The 17607-nt window shown below is 61.7% G+C and carries 16 protein-coding genes and 1 pseudogene; 14 read left to right on the plus strand and 3 right to left on the minus strand.

Annotated elements, in window-relative coordinates; genetic code table 11:
* The first annotated feature begins 5 nt into the window (after positions 1-5).
* The 6 genes from RS887_RS29175 (at position 6) to RS887_RS29200 (ending at position 6797) form a co-directional block, all read left to right on the plus strand.
* Complete coding sequence (locus RS887_RS29175) at positions 6-923, plus strand: LysR family transcriptional regulator (protein ID WP_322618118.1); 918 nt, start codon at positions 6-8, stop codon at positions 921-923.
* A 1055-nt stretch (positions 924-1978) separates the two neighbouring features.
* The gene (locus tag RS887_RS29180; RefSeq protein WP_111285255.1) at positions 1979-2395 is read left to right on the plus strand and encodes a DoxX family protein; all 417 of its coding nucleotides are present in this window, start codon (positions 1979-1981) and stop codon (positions 2393-2395) included.
* Positions 2388-2996 (plus strand): antibiotic biosynthesis monooxygenase, encoded by a 609-nt coding sequence (locus RS887_RS29185; RefSeq protein ID WP_322618119.1) that lies wholly within the window; start codon positions 2388-2390, stop codon positions 2994-2996. The genes RS887_RS29180 and RS887_RS29185 overlap by 8 nt, the downstream gene beginning before the upstream one ends.
* Complete coding sequence (locus RS887_RS29190; RefSeq protein WP_322618120.1) at positions 2996-4834, plus strand: amidohydrolase; 1839 nt, start codon at positions 2996-2998, stop codon at positions 4832-4834. The genes RS887_RS29185 and RS887_RS29190 overlap by 1 nt, the downstream gene beginning before the upstream one ends.
* A gap of 64 nt (positions 4835-4898) precedes the next feature.
* Entirely contained in the window at positions 4899-5525 is a 627-nt protein-coding gene (gene ycaC / locus RS887_RS29195) for an isochorismate family cysteine hydrolase YcaC (protein ID WP_322618121.1), read from the plus strand.
* Positions 5526-5900: 375 nt separating this feature from the next.
* On the plus strand, positions 5901-6797 hold the full coding sequence (locus RS887_RS29200; protein WP_322618122.1) for a LysR family transcriptional regulator: 897 nt from the start codon (positions 5901-5903) through the stop codon (positions 6795-6797).
* Between the two features lie 97 nt (positions 6798-6894).
* On the opposite strand, the gene RS887_RS29205 is transcribed toward RS887_RS29200, so the two are convergent.
* The 3 genes and pseudogenes from RS887_RS29205 to gspG form a co-directional block, all read right to left on the minus strand.
* Complete coding sequence (locus RS887_RS29205) at positions 6895-7416, minus strand: hypothetical protein (protein WP_322618123.1); 522 nt, start codon at positions 7414-7416, stop codon at positions 6895-6897.
* Positions 7417-7570: 154 nt separating this feature from the next.
* A pseudogene (locus RS887_RS29210) lies at positions 7571-8757 on the minus strand (type II secretion system F family protein).
* 14 nt (positions 8758-8771) lie between these two features.
* On the minus strand, positions 8772-9206 hold the full coding sequence (gene gspG, locus RS887_RS29215; RefSeq protein WP_085718840.1) for a type II secretion system major pseudopilin GspG: 435 nt from the start codon (positions 9204-9206) through the stop codon (positions 8772-8774).
* A gap of 195 nt (positions 9207-9401) precedes the next feature.
* Here gspG and RS887_RS29220 point away from each other — a divergent pair, with 195 nt between their 5' ends.
* The 8 genes from RS887_RS29220 to RS887_RS29255 all read left to right on the plus strand — a co-directional run bounded on the left by RS887_RS29220 (position 9402) and on the right by RS887_RS29255 (position 17606).
* The gene (locus RS887_RS29220) at positions 9402-10010 is read left to right on the plus strand and encodes a lytic transglycosylase domain-containing protein (protein ID WP_085718841.1); all 609 of its coding nucleotides are present in this window, start codon (positions 9402-9404) and stop codon (positions 10008-10010) included.
* 462 nt (positions 10011-10472) lie between these two features.
* Positions 10473-11129: an SCO family protein gene (locus tag RS887_RS29225; protein WP_322618257.1), complete on the plus strand. Its 657-nt coding sequence runs from the start codon at positions 10473-10475 to the stop codon at positions 11127-11129.
* Complete coding sequence (locus RS887_RS29230; RefSeq protein ID WP_322618124.1) at positions 11126-11746, plus strand: SCO family protein; 621 nt, start codon at positions 11126-11128, stop codon at positions 11744-11746. Before RS887_RS29225 ends, RS887_RS29230 begins: the two co-directional genes overlap by 4 nt.
* Positions 11747-11755: 9 nt before the next feature.
* Positions 11756-13306 (plus strand): ABC transporter substrate-binding protein, encoded by a 1551-nt coding sequence (locus tag RS887_RS29235; RefSeq protein WP_322618125.1) that lies wholly within the window; start codon positions 11756-11758, stop codon positions 13304-13306.
* A 13-nt stretch (positions 13307-13319) separates the two neighbouring features.
* A complete protein-coding gene (locus RS887_RS29240; RefSeq protein ID WP_322618126.1) occupies positions 13320-14273 on the plus strand; it encodes a peptidylprolyl isomerase in 954 nt (317 codons plus the stop codon).
* A gap of 223 nt (positions 14274-14496) precedes the next feature.
* The gene (locus RS887_RS29245; RefSeq protein WP_057397276.1) at positions 14497-15030 is read left to right on the plus strand and encodes a response regulator; all 534 of its coding nucleotides are present in this window, start codon (positions 14497-14499) and stop codon (positions 15028-15030) included.
* A gap of 85 nt (positions 15031-15115) precedes the next feature.
* On the plus strand, positions 15116-16822 hold the full coding sequence (locus RS887_RS29250) for a GspE/PulE family protein (protein WP_322618127.1): 1707 nt from the start codon (positions 15116-15118) through the stop codon (positions 16820-16822).
* Positions 16803-17606, plus strand: a complete 804-nt coding sequence (locus RS887_RS29255; protein WP_322618128.1) for a hypothetical protein — start codon at positions 16803-16805, stop codon at positions 17604-17606. The genes RS887_RS29250 and RS887_RS29255 overlap by 20 nt, the downstream gene beginning before the upstream one ends.
* Position 17607: the final 1 nt, after the last annotated feature.

Below are 17607 nucleotides of genomic sequence, written 5' to 3' on the forward strand. Positions count from 1 at the left end.
TGCCTATGAACCGTAACGATCTGCGTCGCGTCGACATGAACCTGCTGGTGATTTTCGAAGCCTTGATGTTCGAAAAGAACCTGACCCGCGTCGCGGAGAAACTGTTCATGGGGCAACCGGCGGTGAGTGCCGCGCTGGGGCGTTTGCGCGATCTGTTCGACGACCCGTTGCTGCTGCGCAACGGTCGCGGCATGGAACCGACGGCGCGCGCGTTGGCGATTCTCAAGGAGTTGCAGCCCGCGATGGACACCATTTCCGGCGCGGTCAGCCGGGCCAGGGAATTCGATCCGGCGACCAGTTGCGACGTGTTTCGCATCGGGCTGTCGGACGATGCCGAGTTCGGCCTGTTTCCACCGTTGTTGCGCCAGTTGCAAGAGGAAGCACCGGGCATCGTCGTGGTCGTGCGGCGGGCCAATTACCTGTTGATGCCGGCGCTGCTGGCCTCGGGGGAAATATCGGTGGGCGTGAGCTACACCACGGATCTGCCGGCCAATGCCAAGCGCAAGAAGCTGCGCGATATTCCCTGCAAAGTGCTGCGTGGCGACACCCGGCCGGGGACGCTGACCCTGGACGAGTACTGTGAGCGGCCCCATGCGATGGTGTCGTTCTCGGGGGACTTGAGCGGCAATATCGACCTCGATCTGGCGAAGGTCGGGCGTAGTCGTCGTGTGGTGCTGGGGGTGCCGCAGTTCAGTGGGTTGCGGGCGTTGCTCGCGGGCACCGAGATGATTGCCACGGTGCCGGATTATGCGGCGTGTGCGTTGGTGGAGGGGTGTGGGTTGCGGGCTGAGGATCCGCCGTTCGAGATCGAGGCGGCGCAGTTGTCGATGGCCTGGAGCGGGGTGCATGACAATGATCCGGCGGAGCGGTGGTTGCGGTCGCGGATCAGTCAGTTCATGTCTGTGGCTTTGGATGTTTCCTAGGTATTGACCTTGGCGGCCTCTGGGCCGACCAGGCTGCTTTTTTGATTGAGTACATATCCGTTTCTGCGGTAACGGCGGCTGGTGGTTTCGCCCTTACGGCGAGTCCCTTTTGGCAAGCGCCCGGTGTGCCCAGCCAAAAGGAACCAAAAGGTCTCGCCCCTTACGTACGGCCCCTCGCTTAGGCTCGGGGTTCCTTCGCTCCGGCATTCATCCGGGGGCATTGCCCTCCGGTCGGCTTCGCGACGACCTACATGCAATGAGTTCGACTGCGTCGAACGGCGCTGCGCGCCTATCCTCGGATGAACACCTCCACTCAGCCTGCCGAGGGGGCGGGTGGATCAAGATCAAGAGCGGCAGGCGAGCTAACGCTCGGCCTGTTGAGTGGTGAGAAGCGTGGGTGTACGCCGATCCGCCTTTGCTCTGCTCTGCTCTTCTGTAGGAGCGAGCCTGCTCGCGATGGACGTCAACGATAACGCGTGCGGCCTGAATACCCGCGTTGTCCCGGCGTTTTTCGCGAGCAGGCTCGCTCCTACAGGGAAACGCGTTCAATTTCGATCAGGCCGGCCAGCAGGCCGCCTCGCTTTTGCTTTGGCTTTTGATCTTCTTGCCCCCTCGAGAGGCCGAGCGCAGGTTCTGTGCAGTGGGCAACCCGGCATGGATGCCGGGTTAGCCGCGTACGGCCATGGATGGCCGATCGCGGCGGGCCCACGGAGCAGGACCGGAGCGAGGGAATGCCGAGCCTTGGCGAGGCACCGAACGTCAGGGGCAAGAGCCCTTGGTTACTTGGGGCTTTTCCAAGTAACCCGCTGTAAAAGCGGAACCGTCAGCCGCCGTTACCGCAGCAATGGATATGTACACCGGTAAAAGATACGTCGCCCAACATCCCGCCATCGCGAGCAAGCTCGCTCCCACAGTGATCAGTGTCGATGGGCCGTTCTCGGTCCACACCGGGAAACAGAGCACGTGCATTCAATTTTTCCTCGTCCTGCCCCGGCACTATCTAGTCCTGTCCCGGCGGCTCGTCGCCGGTGGTTTTTCATTTGTGCGGGTGGGCCATGGACGCTTCGCGACGTGATGATCGGGCGCAAGACTGGGGGCTGCTGTTCCTGCGGGTCAGCGGCGGGTTGTTCCTGTTGTGGGTACACGGCTTGCCCAAGCTGCTGCACTACAGTGCCGAGTTGCAAAACATCGAAGACCCTTTCCATCTGGGCGCGAACCTGACGCTGGTGCTGGCGATTTTCGCCGAGGTCGTGTGCCCGCTGCTGATCGTCGCCGGTTTGCTGGCGCGTCTGGCGTGTTTGCCTATCCTGTTTCTGCTGTGGGTGTCGATGTTGCTCGTGCATCCAGAGTGGACACTCTTCGAAGGCCAGTTCGGCTGGCTGTTGTTGATTGTATTCACCAGCATTTTCATCGCCGGGCCGGGACGCCTGGCGCTCAATGTCCGTTTTGCCGGAGCCTTGCGTTATGTCTGAATCCAATCGCCGTGAGCCGGCAAGTCCTGGGCCTGATGAGGTGGTGACCCTGATCGTCAAACACCGGGTCAAGGCCGGTTTTGAAGTGCCTTATGCAGCCTGGCTGCGCAACATCGTCAAGGTGGCCGCGCAGAACGTCGGGCACTTGGGCGTGGATGTGGTGCGCGGCAAGAACGCCGGCCTCGACACCTACACCTGCGTGTTGCGCTTTTGCTCGACCGAAGCGATGCAGAACTGGCTCGATTCACCGCAGCGCCAGGCGCTGGTTGACGAAGCCGCGCCGATGCTGGCCGATGGCGACCAGACCGAGGTCAATCCGGTCAACGAGTTCTGGTTTTCGCCCCAGGCCGAAGCCGGTACGCCACCGCCGCGCTGGAAGCAGGCCGTGGTGACGCTGCTGGTGATCCTGCCGCACACCTTGCTGGTGCCGCTGATCTGGGGGCCACTGCTTCGGCTTAACGCATTTCTCTCCAACTACGTGGTTGCCACGTTCCTGATCACCCTGACCATCGTGCTGTCGGTGGTTTACCTGTTCATGCCCATGGCGACGCGCCTGTTCGCGCCCTGGCTGTCTCCCGCCGCTTTACACGAGGAACCGTGATGAACGCCGATCTGATTCTGTTCAATGGTCAATTCCATACCGTTGACCGCGCAAAACCGCTCGCCAGTGCCGTAGCGATCAGCGACGGGCGTTTCGTCGCGGTCGGCAACGATGCACAAGCCATGGCCCTGCGTGGCGCGAACACCCAGGTGATCGACCTCAAGGGTCGTTGTGTGATCCCCGGGCTCAACGACTCGCACTTGCACCTGATCCGTGGCGGCTTGAACTACAACCTCGAACTGCGTTGGGAAGGCGTGCCGTCCCTGGCCGATGCCTTGCGCATGCTCAAGGATCAGGCTGACCGCACGCCGACGCCGCAGTGGGTACGGGTGGTCGGTGGCTGGAACGAATTCCAGTTCGCCGAAAAGCGCATGCCGACCCTGGCGGAGCTCAATCAGGCTGCACCGGACACACCGGTGTTTGTATTGCACCTGTACGACCGCGCCTTGCTCAACCGCGCCGCGTTGCGCGTAGCCGGCTACACCCGCGACACGCCGAACCCGCCGGGTGGCGAGATCGTGCGTGACGCCAATGGCGAGCCGACCGGCATGCTGGTGGCACGGCCTAACGCGATGATTCTGTACTCGACGCTGGCCAAGGGGCCGAAGTTGCCGCTGGAATACCAGGTCAACTCGACCCGTCAGTTCATGCGCGAACTCAATCGACTGGGCCTCACCAGTGCGATCGATGCCGGCGGCGGTTTCCAGAACTACCCGGACGATTACCAGGTCATCGAGCAACTGGCCAAGGACGATCAACTGACCGTCCGTATCGCCTACAACCTGTTCACCCAGAAACCCAAGGAAGAGCTGACCGACTTCAAGAACTGGACCGGCAGCGTGAAGCTGCACCAGGGCGACGATTTCTTGCGGCACAACGGCGCCGGGGAAATGCTGGTGTTCTCGGCGGCGGACTTCGAAGACTTCCTCGAACCGCGTCCGGACTTGCCGCAAACCATGGAAGCCGAACTGGAGCCAGTGGTGCGCCATCTGGTCGAGCAACGCTGGCCGTTCCGTCTGCACGCGACGTACAACGAATCCATCAGCCGCATGCTCGATGTGTTCGAGAAGGTCAACCGCGACATTCCGTTCAACGGCTTGCCGTGGTTTTTCGACCACGCCGAAACCATCACCCCGCAGAACATCGAGCGGGTGAGGGCGCTGGGGGGCGGCATCGCGATTCAGGATCGCATGGCGTTCCAGGGTGAATATTTCGTCGACCGCTACGGCAAGCAGGCCGCCGAAGCCACGCCACCGATCAAGCGCATGCTCGCCGAAGGTGTGCCGGTCGGTGCGGGTACCGATGCCACCCGAGTCTCCAGCTACAACCCATGGACCTCGCTGTACTGGATGGTCAGCGGCCGTACCGTCGGCGGTCTGGCGCTGTACGAGGAAGGGTTGCCGCGCACCACGGCACTGGAGCTGTTCACCCACGGCAGCGCCTGGTTCTCGTCGGAACAGGGCAAGAAAGGCCAGATCAAGGTCGGACAACTGGCGGACCTGGCCGTACTGAGCGCGGACTTCTTCAGCGTCGAGGAAGAAGCGATCAAGTGGATCGAATCGGTACTGACCGTGGTCGGCGGCAAGATTGTCTACGGTGCCGGCGACTTCGAAAAACTCGGGCCTGTCAGCCTGCCGGTGCTGCCGGACTGGTCGCCGGTGGCGAAGGTTCCGGGACACTGGCGGCCGAACGCGCCGCTGCAGGCACAGGTTCACCAGTGCAGCGGCCCGTGCGCCGTGCATACCCACAGCCATGAGAAGGCCCGTATGTCGAATGTGCCGGTGAGTGACTTCGCCGGTTTCTGGGGTGCCTTCGGCTGTTCCTGCTTCGCGTTCTGAGTCTCAACAAAGCGTCGGTCATCGTGGTCGACGCTGCACCTCACCACCCTCCGAGGAGTTTCAAATGAGCAACGTTCCTTACAAACGCCTGAACAAAGACGATGCCGTTGTGCTGCTGGTCGACCACCAGACCGGTCTGATCTCGCTGGTACAGGATTTCTCGCCCAACGAGTTCAAGAACAACGTGCTGGCGCTGGGCGACATCGCCAAGTTCTTCAAGCTGCCGACCATCCTCACCACCAGTTTCGACAGCGGTCCGAACGGCCCGATCGTGCCGGAGCTCAAGGCGCAGTTCCCGGACGCGCCGTTCATTGCCCGCCCGGGCCAGATCAATGCCTGGGACAACGAAGATTTCGTCAAGGCGATCAAGGCTACCGGCCGCAAGCAACTGATCATCGCGGGTGTGGTGACCGACGTCTGCGTGGCGTTCCCGACCCTGTCGGCCATTGCTGAAGGCTTTGACGTGTTTGTGGTGACCGACGCTTCCGGCACCTTCAACACCACCGTGCAACAAGCGGCTTGGGCGCGCATGTCGGCCGCCGGTGCGCAACTGTTGAACTGGTTCTCCGTGGCCTGCGAGCTGCAAGGCGACTGGCGCAACGACATGGAAGGCCTGGCCAACCTGCTGTCGGAACGCCTGCCGAACTATCGCAACCTGATCAACAGCTACACGAAATTTACCGCCAAGTAAGACCTGACCTGTGGGAGCGGGCTTGCTCGCGAAGAGGGGGTGTCAGTCACAGCAATGTTGCCTGACACACCGCCATCGCGAGCAAGCTCGCTCCCACAGGTTTTTTGCAGGCAATGGCTCAGCGACTCTGCAACTACCCCAGTAAACCACCTTTCCTGACCTCCACCGAGTGCGCCGCTGACATTCTGCTACAGCCGGCCGCTGTGGCCGATGCTCCACATCAGGACCAGGCCAATCACGTCGGTGAGCACTCGCGCAGCGTACAGCCACCACAGAAAAGCCCGTCACCACACCGCACCTTGAACACAGATTAATAGGGTGTCTGGAAGGGAAAAAGCGGCTATAAAGTGGTTGACTGTCAACCGGGAAGTGACAATGAACCCCTTCGAAGATATGCGTATTTTTTGCCAGGTGATGGACTCCGGCAGCTTCACTTCGGCCGCCGATCAATTGGGCCTGTCCAAGCAGTTTGTCAGCCGCCGCTTGATGCAACTTGAAGAGCGCCTGGGCGTGCGCTTGCTCAATCGCTCGACCCGGCGCCTGGATGTCACGCCGCTGGGGCAAAGCTATTACGAGTCAGCCTTGCGCCTGCTCAGCGAAGTCGAACAAGTTGAACAGGGCATTGCCGGCCAGACCACCGAGCCACGGGGGACCATTCGTGTGAGTGCACCGCTGTCGTTCGCACTGGCGCATCTGGGGTGCCTGTTACCGGTGTTTTTGCAGCGCTATCGCGACGTGACGGTGGAGATGGATTTGAGCGATCGACCTGTGGATTTGCTGGGTGAGGGCTACGACCTGGCGTTGCGCATCGGCACGCTCGAGGACTCGACGTTGATTGCCCGGCGGATCGCGTCGATCCAGCGGGTGTATTGTGCGAGCCCGGCGTACCTGGCCGAACGCGGTACTCCGCTCAAACCTGAGGATTTACTCGGTCATGACTGTCTGCCGTACGGCCATGGTCGACAGGTGCAATGGCGTTTTGCGGGGCAGGGCAAGCCGCTGACTGTCAATGTCAGCGGGCGGATGCGGGTCAACAATGGCGAAGTGCTCAAGGATGCGGCCATAGCCGGGCTGGGGATCACGTATTTGCCGACGTTCATTGTCGATTCGGCACTGAAGGATGGAAGGCTGGTGCAAGTGCTGGGAGAATTCCGGCCGGAGCCGCTGACGTTGTCTGCGGTCTATCCGCAACACCGGCAGAGCTCGCGGCCGGTGCAGGCGCTGGTTGAGTTCTTGCGCGAGCGGCTGGATCGGGTTGAAGGTGGGGGGTAATTAGACGGTTCACACAATCGATTGTGAGAGCGGCGGTGCGGCGATCCGACTTGCTCGCTCCCACAATGGTTTTGTGTTGTATGGGAATCAGCGCGGATCAGCTCCTTTTGTCATCGCCGGGTTGGGCATGGACACCTCGGTCATCCCCGGGCTTGGCATGGACACCACGGTCATCGCCAACTTCGCCATTGGCATGAACGCCACGGTCATCGCCGACCTCACCATTGGCATGAACGCCGCGATCGTCACCGATCTCACCAGCCCGATGTACGCCACGGTCATCCCCGGGTTCATTATGGGTGCCGCTCCGTCCTGAGGACGAAGCCGATCCGGAGTGACCCGAACCGCTGTTGGCACTGCCATGGTCGCCACTGTGGCCGCTGCCGCTGTTGCCACCACTGCCACTTCCACCGTGACTGCCGCCGCCACCGCTGCCGCCACCGCCGCCACCGCCGCTTCCGCCGCCACCGCCTCCACCACTGCCTCCACCCCCACCGCCACTACCCCCTTCCTTGGCATGTGCACTGGATACCCCGGACAGGCTGTCCGGAATCAATACGGTAGACGCCGACAGAACCGCGCCAATAGCTACTGCGAGTAAAAGCTTATTGATGTGCATGTCGTTCTCCGTCTCTTATTCAGATTGGAACGTTGATGAGCATTGCTACGTGCCGCTTTCTTCCCATGGGAACTTGTTAAACACCTCGCCGGACTGATTTATTCAAATGGAGGTTGAAACAATGCAACGGGCAGCGCGGCCCTGTTGCATAAGGTCAGTGAATGCTCGAGGCCAGTTCGAAAATAGGGATGTACATCAGGATCACGATCACCCCGATCAACAGGCCGATGAAGGTCATGAGCAAGGGTTCGAACAGGCGCACGAACCATTCGATCCAGCGACTGATTTCTTCGTCGTAGAAGTCGGCGCTGCGCTCCATCATCTGCCCGAGGTTGCCGGACTGTTCGCCGGCGCGCAGCAGGCGCAGCGATACGGGGGTCACCAGGTGATTGAGTTCCAGTGCGGTAGAGAGTGACTGTCCCTCGCGCACCCGCTCGCATGCCTGGTCCAGGCGCGCGCGGGAGGCGACGGAGAGCAGGCCACGGACCATGCCCATGGCGGTCACCAGGGGAATGCCGCCTTGCAGCAGAATCCCCAGCGAACGGTAGAAGCGCGCCAGCTCATACATGAAGATGCGCTGGTGCACCGCGGGGAGTTTTTCGATCAGGCGGTTCAGCCCCCGACGAAAGGCCGGTTGGCGCTGGAGCAGGACGAGGGCGACGATGATGGCCAGCAAACCACCGAAGAATTCGCCCTGGTGGGCGTGAAGGAACATGCCGCTGCTCATCAGGATCTGCGACATCCATGGCAGGTTCGACCCCAGCCCTTCGAACACCAGGCTGAAGCGTGGTACGACGTAGCCCATCAAAAACAACACCACGCCACCCCCACCACCAGTAACAGCATGGGGTAGATCGACGCGCTGATGATCTTCTGGCGAACTTCGTCCATGCGCTGGCGATAGCTGACATATCGGCCCAGGGCATCGCCCACGGCACCGGTCTTTTCACTGGACTGCACCAGTGCAACGTAAAGCGCAGGGAAAACGGCCGACAGCTGACTCAAGGCCTGGGAAAACGATTTGCCCTCGTAAAGCAAACGCACCAGCTCGCTCAAGGTTTTACGGGCCTGTGGCGCGGTTTCTTTTTCCGCCAGGCTTTCCAGTGCGTCGATCAGCGGTAGGCCGGCGTTGAGCAAGGTGGTCAGTTCCTGGCTGAACAACACCAGGTTGAACGTTTCGCGCCTGTGCAGGCGCAACGCGCGCCAATGTCGCTCGGCGTGCAGGCTGACGACGCGCAGACCCTGGTCTTCGGCGATGCGCCTGGCTTCGCCGTGCCCCGGTGCCTCGACGGTCATTGACACGACACCTGCCTTGCCGACCGCTTTGAGATGAAAGCGCATGGTCGCCGTTCCCGTCAGTTCCAGTTGGTGACTTCGGCGTTCTCGCCTTCGCCGCCGGGTTGTCCGTCCTTGCCCATGGACAGCAGGTCGTACTCGCTGTTTTCACCGGGGTAGCGATAGGTGTAGTTATGGCCCCACGGGTCTAGCGGGAGTTTTTTCTGCAGGTATGGGCCGGTCCAGCGCGGTTCGTCGGCGGGGGCAGTGACCAGCGCCTGCAAACCCTGTTCGGTCGACGGGTAATGGCCGACCTCCAGGCGATAAAGGTCCAGGGCTTTGCTCAAGCCTTCTATTTGCGCCTTGGCCACCTTCACTTCGGAACGACCCAGTTGGGCGAAATACTTCGGCGCCACGATGCCAGCCAACAACCCCAGCACCACCAGCACCACCAACAGTTCGAGCAGGGTGAACCCGCTTTGGGTCCGCCGGGCATAACACAGTCGCTGATTCATGATGACCTCACACAGTCGGCGGCACAGTTGTCATGTATACGCATGCAATTGCCATGCTCACGTTTGGTGATCCTTCTGCACCCCCCGTACTACGGGCCTTCTCACTTACGGCACAGTGCTTGCGTATGGCTGTAGCACGACTGGCCATTGGGGCATTACCCCCATTTTTCGGGGCCGGTAAGGGGAGGTATAACAATGAAATCACTCACCACCGGGTTGCTGGGTCTGCTTGTGTTGACCGGCGCCGCACAGGCCGATGTGTTTGTTTCCGTGGACGCCAATGGCAGCTACGTCCTGTCCAATGTCCACCGCCCCGGGCGCCACTATGAACGGGTGATCCATGAGCCCGATGCGGCGGTCGTCAGCCTCGACCAGCAACCGCAGATGATCGCCGCGCAACCCTACGCCGAGCTGGTGTCGGCGGCGGCCACGGCCAACGAACTTCCGGCGGCGCTGCTGCACGCAGTGATCAAGACCGAGTCCAGCTACAACGCCCGCGCGACCTCACCCAAGGGCGCTCGCGGGCTGATGCAATTGATGCCCGACACCGCCCGCGAAATGGGCGTGACCAACGTCTACGACCCCAAGGCCAACATCCAGGGAGGCGCCCGCTATCTCAAGCGCCTGATGACGATGTTCGACAACGATATCCGCCTCGCCGTGGCGGCCTACAACGCCGGTCCGCAAGCGGTGCTCAGCCGGGGCAATGTGGTCCCGCCGTTCGCCGAAACCCAGCGTTATGTGCCCAGCGTGCTGAACCAGTATCGGCGTTTGCAGGGGTTGTCCGCGGATGCGCCGCTGTGATCGAGACCCCGGGGTGGTTTTCCCCAATAGTGGGGAATAGTGGCCCCAGCGAGAAAGTGGGTGTTGGGTGGGGAATATCCCCCCCGGTTTATCAAGTCATTATTATAACTATATGATTAATAACGTAATTTATTGTGGCATGCAGATTGCTCTGGACGATTTATCGAGAAGCTTACCCCGGATGATCCGCAACGAGGCCCGTGACTATGATCGGCATATCCCGCGCCCCGTCCCTGATTGATTTGCCGTTGTTGGTGACATCGATGCCCGGCATCGGGATTGCCCGCGCAGATGCACGTTGCGAGCGCAAGCGACGGTATTCATGAAGCCCCGGTGACCCTCGACCAGAACGGTGCCTGGTACCTGCACGTGCGGGCGGTGTCCCTCGGTTCGAGTTTCGACGACAAGACCTTTGCCAGCGTTCGGGTCATACCCGGCGATACCCACCAAGAGGAAGCTGACATGAACCGATTCGTACATCGCGGCCTGTTGACGTTCTGCCTGTTGGCCATCGGTATCGGCCAGGCGCTGTCTCACTCGTCGGATGAACATGACGGGCACGACATGGCAGCCGGGAAGGCCAGTCCGGAGACCACCCGGATCAAGTTTGCCGACGTGGACCTGCTGGACCAGAACGGCAAGGTCGTCAGTCTGGAAAAAGACCTGGTGAGGCACAAGATCGTGGTCATTGGCTTCATCTACACCCGTTGCACCACGGTCTGCCCGATGGTGTCCTCGATCATGGGCAAGGTGCAGAAACAGTTGGGTGCGCGGGTCGGCACCGAGGTGCAACTGGTGTCGATCAGCATCGACCCGCAGCGTGATGATCCCCAACGCCTGAACGACTACGCTCGCACCTTCCAGACGGGGCCGGGCTGGAGCTGGCTGACCGGTTCGCCGCAGTCGGTCGATGCCACCCTCAAGGGGCTGGGCGCCTACAGCGGTGACTTCAAGCACCACTCGCCGCAGATTCTGGTGGGGGACGGCAACAACCGTTTCTGGACCCGCTACTACGGTTTCACCGACCCGACAGAGCTGGCCCGGGCCGTCGAAAAGCTCAGTGGTGAACGCAATACCCACGCCAAGCACACCGCCATCGCCATGGAGCAGCAGCCATGAGAGCCATCGACTGGTTTGCCCTGAGCATCTGTTTCTGCGTGTTCAGTTCAGTGACGCTTGCCCATGAAGGGCATGAACAGGCCGCGTCTTCGGTGGCGGCCGTGCAACCGTCCACTGGCACCAACGATTCGAAAACCTGGTTCACCGACACGCCGTTGCAGGACCAGAACGGTAACACGCTGCGTTTCTACAGTGACGTGTTGCAGGACCGGGTAGTGCTGCTCAATGTGATGTTCACCCGTTGCGACGATGCTTGCCCGCTGATTACCCGCAAGCTCAAGGAAGTCCGTGAAGCGTTGGGCGACAAGGCCGACGGCATCACCTTTATCTCCCTTACCAGTGATCCGCTGCGGGACACCCCGGCGGTACTCAAGGCTTACACCTTGAAACAGGGCATCGATGGGCCCCACTGGTTTTTTCTTACCGGCGACAAGGCGCAAATGGACCTTGTATTGGATCGCATCGGCCAGACCGTGCCGAACCCCGAGCAGCACTCCACCCGGTTGATCGTCGGTGACGTGGCGAACAAGCGCTGGAGCACAATCCGTCCCGATGCCCCGGCCGCCGCCATTGCCCAGCGCTTGCAGTTGTTGACAATGCCCGTGGCCGGTCGCTGAGCCACGGCCATGAATAATGCCCTCGTCCTTGGCCTGCTGCTCCTTGGGAGCCTTACGTTCAGCGCCCAGGCGCTGCCGCTGAGCCTCAGCGAAAGTGCCGGCAAGCGGTTGTACCGCGAAGGTGTGTCGACCAGCGGCGAACCGGTCATGGCCCGGGTGGGCGTATCCAGCAGGGTGCTGCCGGCCACCGGCCTGCCGTGCGCCAATTGTCATGGCGAAGACGGCCTCGGTCGCCCGGAAGGCGGGGTGCGAGCGCCGGACCTGAGCTGGTCACGGCTGGCCAGCACCCAAGGCCAGCAGCAGGTCAACGGCCGCAGTTATCCGGCCTACAGCGACAGCACCCTGGCGCGGGCGGTGCAGGAGGGGCGCGACCCCGGCAACAATCGGCTAGATCCGACGATGCCACGGTTCGTGTTGTCGATGAACGATCAACACAACCTCACGGCGTACCTCAAGCGTCTGGCCGAAGACCGCGATCCGGGCCTGAGCCCCGACAGTCTGCACCTGGGCACATTGTTGCCGGGTGCCGGGCCATTGAGCGAGGAGGGTGCCACGGTGGCGGCGGTGCTCAACGGCTGCGTGGCGCGTATCAACGAGGCGGGCGGAATTCATGGCCGTCAGCTGCGCCTGACCATCCTCGACCCCGGCACCGACCGCACCAGTGCCGAAAAGGCGCTGGACCGGTTGATTGATGAGGAGCAGGTGTTTGCTTTGATAGCACCGCTGGCGCCAGCATTGGACATGGACCTTGCCGCGCGTCTGGAAGAAGCCGGCATTCCCCTGATCGGGCCGCTGTCCCTGCAGGGCACGCCCCACACCAGCCCGCAGATATTCGAACCGCTGCCGGGGCTCCGCGAGCAATTGATCGCCCTGGCCGATTACGCCGCTGCCAGCCTGCGGGTGCTTCAGGGGCCGACGCTGATCGCCTATCCGGACGAATCCGGCCAACGGCTAGCGGCGCAGGAACTCGGCCGGTACTTGCAGGGGCACGCCTGGCAAAAGGTGCGCCTGCAAGCCTATGACCCGTCCGGGGATGATTTGCCCTTGGGGTCGCGCTCGGTGTTTTACCTGGGCAGCAGCAGCGGTTTCAGTCGACTGGCCGAGCGCTTGCAAACGGCGGGGCAGGTGCCTTACCTGTTCGCCACCTCGAACCAGGTGGCGGGCAATCTGACGCAGGTGCCCAGCGGATTTTCCCGGCGGGTGTTCCTGGCCTATCCGTTCGTGCCCAGCGACTGGACCCTGGCCGGGCGCCTGGCCCTGACCCAATTGCGCGAACACCAGGGCCTTGGTGGCCAGCACGCGGTGCTGCAAGTGGGCGCGTTCAGTTCGATGATGCTGCTCAGTGAAGGCATGAAACAGGCCGGGCGGGATGCCAGCCGCGGCAAGCTGGTCAGTGCCCTGGAGGGCCTGCATGACTTCGATACCGGGCTGACGCCACTGATGAGCTTTGGACCTGGCCGGCGCCTGGGCTTGAGCGGTGCCCATATCGTCACGGTGGATCTGCCGGACCAGCGCTTCTATCTGGTCGCCCCCTACAAACCCGTTGCTGCCACGCCCTGACGGGAGGCCGATCATGAAACTCAACACTTTGCTGATCCTGTTGACGTTGTGGCTGCCCGTGGCGTGGTGCAGCAATGGCCCGGCCGCGGCGCGGGTCAATGGCGAGGAAATTTCCCGGTTACGCCTGGAGCGCTACTTCGCCGAATACATGGAAGATCAGGGCCGGGCGGCAGGCAGCCTTCGCGATTCGAAGGCCTACAAGCAACTGCGCAAGGCCGCGCTGGACGCCTTGATCGACCGCGAATTGTTGTGGCAGGAAGCCGTCAAGCGCGGCGTGGTGATCAGTGATGCCGTGGTCAAGGCCCAGGTCGATCAGGCCCGCCAGGCGATGGGCGGTGCCGAGGTGTTTGCCAGGCGTCTCGAAGATGCCGGTTTTGACGAGGCCGGTTACACCGAATACACCCGCCGTGAACTGGCGGCCCGGCAAGTGTTCAATGATCTCACCCAGTCCGGTGAGCCGGACGAAAAACAGGTCCGGGCGTTCTACGAAGAACACCGTGCCGAGCTGAACCGGCCCGAAGCAGTGCAGGCCCGGCATATTCTGGTCAAGGTAGCGCCCGGCGCAAACGCTTCCACTGTCGAAGCTGCGCGGCTACGCTTGATGGGAATGCGGGCGTCCATCGTTGCCGGGGCCGATTTCGCCAGCATTGCCCGCAGCGGTTCCGAAGACGCATCGGCCAGCGAAGGTGGCGACCTGGGCTACTTTCCCCGTGGACGGATGCTGCCGGAGTTCGAGGCTGCCGCGTTTGCCCTGGCACCGGGGGCTGTCAGCGACCCCGTGCGTACGTCGGTGGGCTGGCATTTGATTTATCTGGAAAACCACATGGAGGCGACCAATGTCCCACAGGAGCAAGGACTTGAGATGGTTCGGGCTTACCTTGCCCGGCAACAACAGGTTCAAGCTCGCTTGCAGGCATTGGCGCAATTGCGCTCGCGCAATCGAATCGAGCGGATGGACGATGAATAGGGGGTTTCCCCAAAAGTGGGGAAAAAACGTCAATGGCGATCCGATCGCTTTCCCCGTGTTTGGGGGAATGGAATGCCTGTACGAGAAGGCATTGTTTTTAAATTCAAGGACATGAAGACCTGACATTACCGTCGTTCAGCCTGGCATGAAGTGTGCGTAAGTCCTGTCAAGGCGTGCACTCGGCCAGGTTCAATCCCGGACCTGCGGTTTCAAGGAGTCCACCTTGTTAAACAAAGTACTGGTTGTTGATGACGAACAGTTGCTGGCGGAAAACCTCCAGGGTTACCTGCAGGCGCAAGCACTGGAAGTCCGGATTGCTCACGACGGTGCACAAGGAATCGCCGAAGCTGACGATTTCGCGCCCGATGTGATGGTGTTCGATTACCGCTTGCCCGATATGGAAGGCTTTCAGGTGCTCGATGCCGTCCGCCAGAACAGGAGTTGTCATTTTGTGCTGATCACAGGGCATCCAACCGCGGAAGTTTGCGAGCGGGCCCGGCAACTGGGCGTCAGCCATATCCTGTTCAAACCGTTTCCACTGGCGGAGTTGGCCCGTGCAGTGCTTGATCTTCTGGGCAGGAAGCGCGAACCCAGGCCGGGTGTGAGCACTTGCGAAGGATTCGTCGAACGACGCCAGAGCAGGACCGAAAGTTTCCCGCTGCAGTTGTACGACGGTAGTTGGGTGCTTGCAGATCGCCGAAAAAATACATCGGCCTCCATGGCACCGGACGACGAACAATTGCTCACCGGGGAGTAGTGGCGCGACACGACGTTCCGGCTCCGCCGAAATTGCTCGTCGCGCCGACAGGGCTCACAAAGCCCCGGGCGTTGGAGAGCATGCCATGGACCGTCTATCCCTTGTTGTAGAACCGGCGCAACAGGAATGTGTACCGACTCGTTTCAGCAGTGAACAACTGGCCCAGGCCCGGGCCCAGGCCACCAGTTCCGGCGAGCGGATGCTGGACACCCTCGGGGAGTTGAGTGGACTGGCTCCCATGCCTTTCATCCAGTGCCTGGGTGTGACCCTGCACTACCCGGTGCTTGACACCGACAGCCTGTTCAATTCCACCCCGGTGTTCGACCGGGTGACCCTGGCCCAATGCCTCAAGCGCGAATTCATCCTGCTGCGTCGTGATGATGTGGTCATCGGTGCGTTCGCCGACCCTTTCGACAGTGCACGGCTGGCCTGGATCGATGAGTGCCTGCACGGCGCGCCGCTGTACCTGGTGCATGCCGATGACCTGAAGGCCTACCTGGCGCGTCACGAAGAAAGCTTCCATGCGGTGGAGTCGCTCAACGCCCAGGCCGAGGCCGGAACCGAGATCGACACCGTGCAAAGCCTGTCCCTGACCAGCATCAGCGAAGACGCCAGCGTGGTGGTCAAGCTGGTCAACTCGACCCTGTACGACGCGCTGAAAATGCACGCCAGCGACATCCACCTCGGCACCACCGGCAGCGGCCTGGTGATCAAGTACCGGATTGACGGCGTGCTCAACAACATCAGCAAGATCCAGGGCAGCGAGTTCGCCGAGCAGGTGATTTCCCGGGTCAAGGTCATGGCCGAACTCGACATCGGCGAAAAGCGCGTGCCCCAGGATGGTCGTTTCAAGATCGGCATCAGCGGCCGGCAGATCGACTTCCGGGTGTCGATCATGCCGAGCATCTTCGGCGAAGACGCGGTGCTGCGGGTACTCGACAAACAGGACCTCGCCGACAAAGTCAGTGGCGTGCAACTGCAGGCCCTGGGCTTTGAAGACGAAACCCTGCGCCAGCTGCGCCGGCTGGCCGCCGAACCCTACGGCATGGTGCTGGTGACCGGGCCTACCGGTAGCGGCAAGACCACCACCCTGTACGCGATGATCACCGAGATCAACCACGGCGTGGACAAGATCATCACCATTGAAGACCCGGTGGAATATCAACTGCCGGGCGTGCTGCAAATCCCGGTCAACGAGAAAAAAGGCCTGACGTTCGCCCGGGGCCTGCGCTCGATCCTGCGTCATGACCCGGACAAGATCATGGTCGGTGAGATCCGCGACCCGGACACCGCACAGATCGCCGTGCAATCGGCGCTCACCGGTCACCTGGTCTTCACCACCATTCACGCCAACAACGTGTTCGACGTGATCAGCCGTTTCACCCAGATGGAAATCGACCCCTACAGCCTGGTCTCGGCGCTCAATGCCGTGCTGGCCCAGCGTTTGATCCGCCTGGTCTGCACCAGTTGCAGCGCCCCGTACAGCCCGACAGTCGAAGAGCTGGAGGTCTCGGGGCTCGATCCGCAAAAGGTTGCTCACTTCCAGTTCGTCCATGGCAAGGGCTGCGGGCATTGCCGCGGCACCGGATATCGCGGGCGTAGCGCGATTGCCGAGCTGCTGCACCTGGACGACGAACTGCGGCAAATGATCGTCGAGCGCCAACCCATTTCCAGGATCAAGGCCCATGCCTGCAAGCGTGGCTTGCGTCTGCTGCGCGAGTCGGCGCTGGAAATGGTGGAACAAGGCCGGACCACTCTCGAGGAGATCAATCGTGTCACTTTTATCTCGTGAGCAATTTGTCGCCGTGCTCGGCGCCAGCGGTGTCGGCCTGGGGCAACGGCAAGGCAGTGCAACCCACTGGCTGGGCAGCGTCGGCTACATCGACGAAGGTTTCCATGCGTGGACGGTGGCCCTCGACACCCTCGACCGTTTACTGGCCGAACACACCGTTGCCAGGGCGGAACTGACCGTGGTGATCTCCGGCCACTTCAGCCGCTATTGCCTGGTGCCATGGAGCGAGCAGATCAGCAGCCCGGCCGAATTGCTCGGCTTCGCCCAATTGTGTTTCGAAGACCTCTACGGTGCCCCGACGCAACCCTGGAGCCTGGTGCTCTCGCCTGAACCCGCCGGTTACGACCGTATCGCCACCGCGCTGCCGCAGGACCTGCTCGAACGCCTGCGCGCCTTGGTCAGCGCTCGCGGCCTGCGCTTGCGTTCAGTGCAGCCGTACCTGATGGCGGCGTTCAACCATTTCGATAAAAGCTTTGATGCCGGAGACTTTCTGTTCGTGGTCGCCGAACCGGTACGCAGCGTGTTGCTGCTGGCTCGGGAGGGGCGCTGGACCTCGGTGCGTTCGGTGGGCAGCAGCGACAGCGATGCCGCGCTGAGCGCGCTGATCGGCCGTGAAAACCAGTTGCAGGCATCCACCAGCGATCGGCCGTTGAATGTCTACCTGCATGTACCGGCGCGCATCGATTCGCCCCCTGACGTGCCCGGTGTGCATCTGCGCACCCTCGAAGAAGACCGGACAGCCGTACGCGATTGCCTGTACGTCATGTCTCGGGCGGTGGCCTGAC

It is taken from the genome of Pseudomonas sp. BIC9C, assembly GCF_034541995.1.
GTDB lineage: Bacteria > Pseudomonadota > Gammaproteobacteria > Pseudomonadales > Pseudomonadaceae > Aquipseudomonas > Aquipseudomonas fluorescens_CC.

What these genes read in the sequence shown, in the direction of transcription:
- RS887_RS29175 (WP_322618118.1), top strand. Translation starts at nt 6, where the DNA reads ATGAACCGTAACGATCTGCGTCGCGTCGACATGAACCTGCTGGTGATT.
- RS887_RS29180 (WP_111285255.1), top strand. Translation starts at nt 1,979, where the DNA reads ATGGACGCTTCGCGACGTGATGATCGGGCGCAAGACTGGGGGCTGCTG.
- RS887_RS29185 (WP_322618119.1), top strand. Translation starts at nt 2,388, where the DNA reads ATGTCTGAATCCAATCGCCGTGAGCCGGCAAGTCCTGGGCCTGATGAG.
- RS887_RS29190 (WP_322618120.1), top strand. Translation starts at nt 2,996, where the DNA reads ATGAACGCCGATCTGATTCTGTTCAATGGTCAATTCCATACCGTTGAC.
- ycaC (WP_322618121.1), top strand. Translation starts at nt 4,899, where the DNA reads ATGAGCAACGTTCCTTACAAACGCCTGAACAAAGACGATGCCGTTGTG.
- RS887_RS29200 (WP_322618122.1), top strand. Translation starts at nt 5,901, where the DNA reads ATGAACCCCTTCGAAGATATGCGTATTTTTTGCCAGGTGATGGACTCC.
- RS887_RS29205 (WP_322618123.1), bottom strand. Translation starts at nt 7,416, where the DNA reads ATGCACATCAATAAGCTTTTACTCGCAGTAGCTATTGGCGCGGTTCTG.
- gspG (WP_085718840.1), bottom strand. Translation starts at nt 9,206, where the DNA reads ATGAATCAGCGACTGTGTTATGCCCGGCGGACCCAAAGCGGGTTCACC.
- RS887_RS29220 (WP_085718841.1), top strand. Translation starts at nt 9,402, where the DNA reads ATGAAATCACTCACCACCGGGTTGCTGGGTCTGCTTGTGTTGACCGGC.
- RS887_RS29225 (WP_322618257.1), top strand. Translation starts at nt 10,473, where the DNA reads ATGAACCGATTCGTACATCGCGGCCTGTTGACGTTCTGCCTGTTGGCC.
- RS887_RS29230 (WP_322618124.1), top strand. Translation starts at nt 11,126, where the DNA reads ATGAGAGCCATCGACTGGTTTGCCCTGAGCATCTGTTTCTGCGTGTTC.
- RS887_RS29235 (WP_322618125.1), top strand. Translation starts at nt 11,756, where the DNA reads ATGAATAATGCCCTCGTCCTTGGCCTGCTGCTCCTTGGGAGCCTTACG.
- RS887_RS29240 (WP_322618126.1), top strand. Translation starts at nt 13,320, where the DNA reads ATGAAACTCAACACTTTGCTGATCCTGTTGACGTTGTGGCTGCCCGTG.
- RS887_RS29250 (WP_322618127.1), top strand. Translation starts at nt 15,116, where the DNA reads ATGGACCGTCTATCCCTTGTTGTAGAACCGGCGCAACAGGAATGTGTA.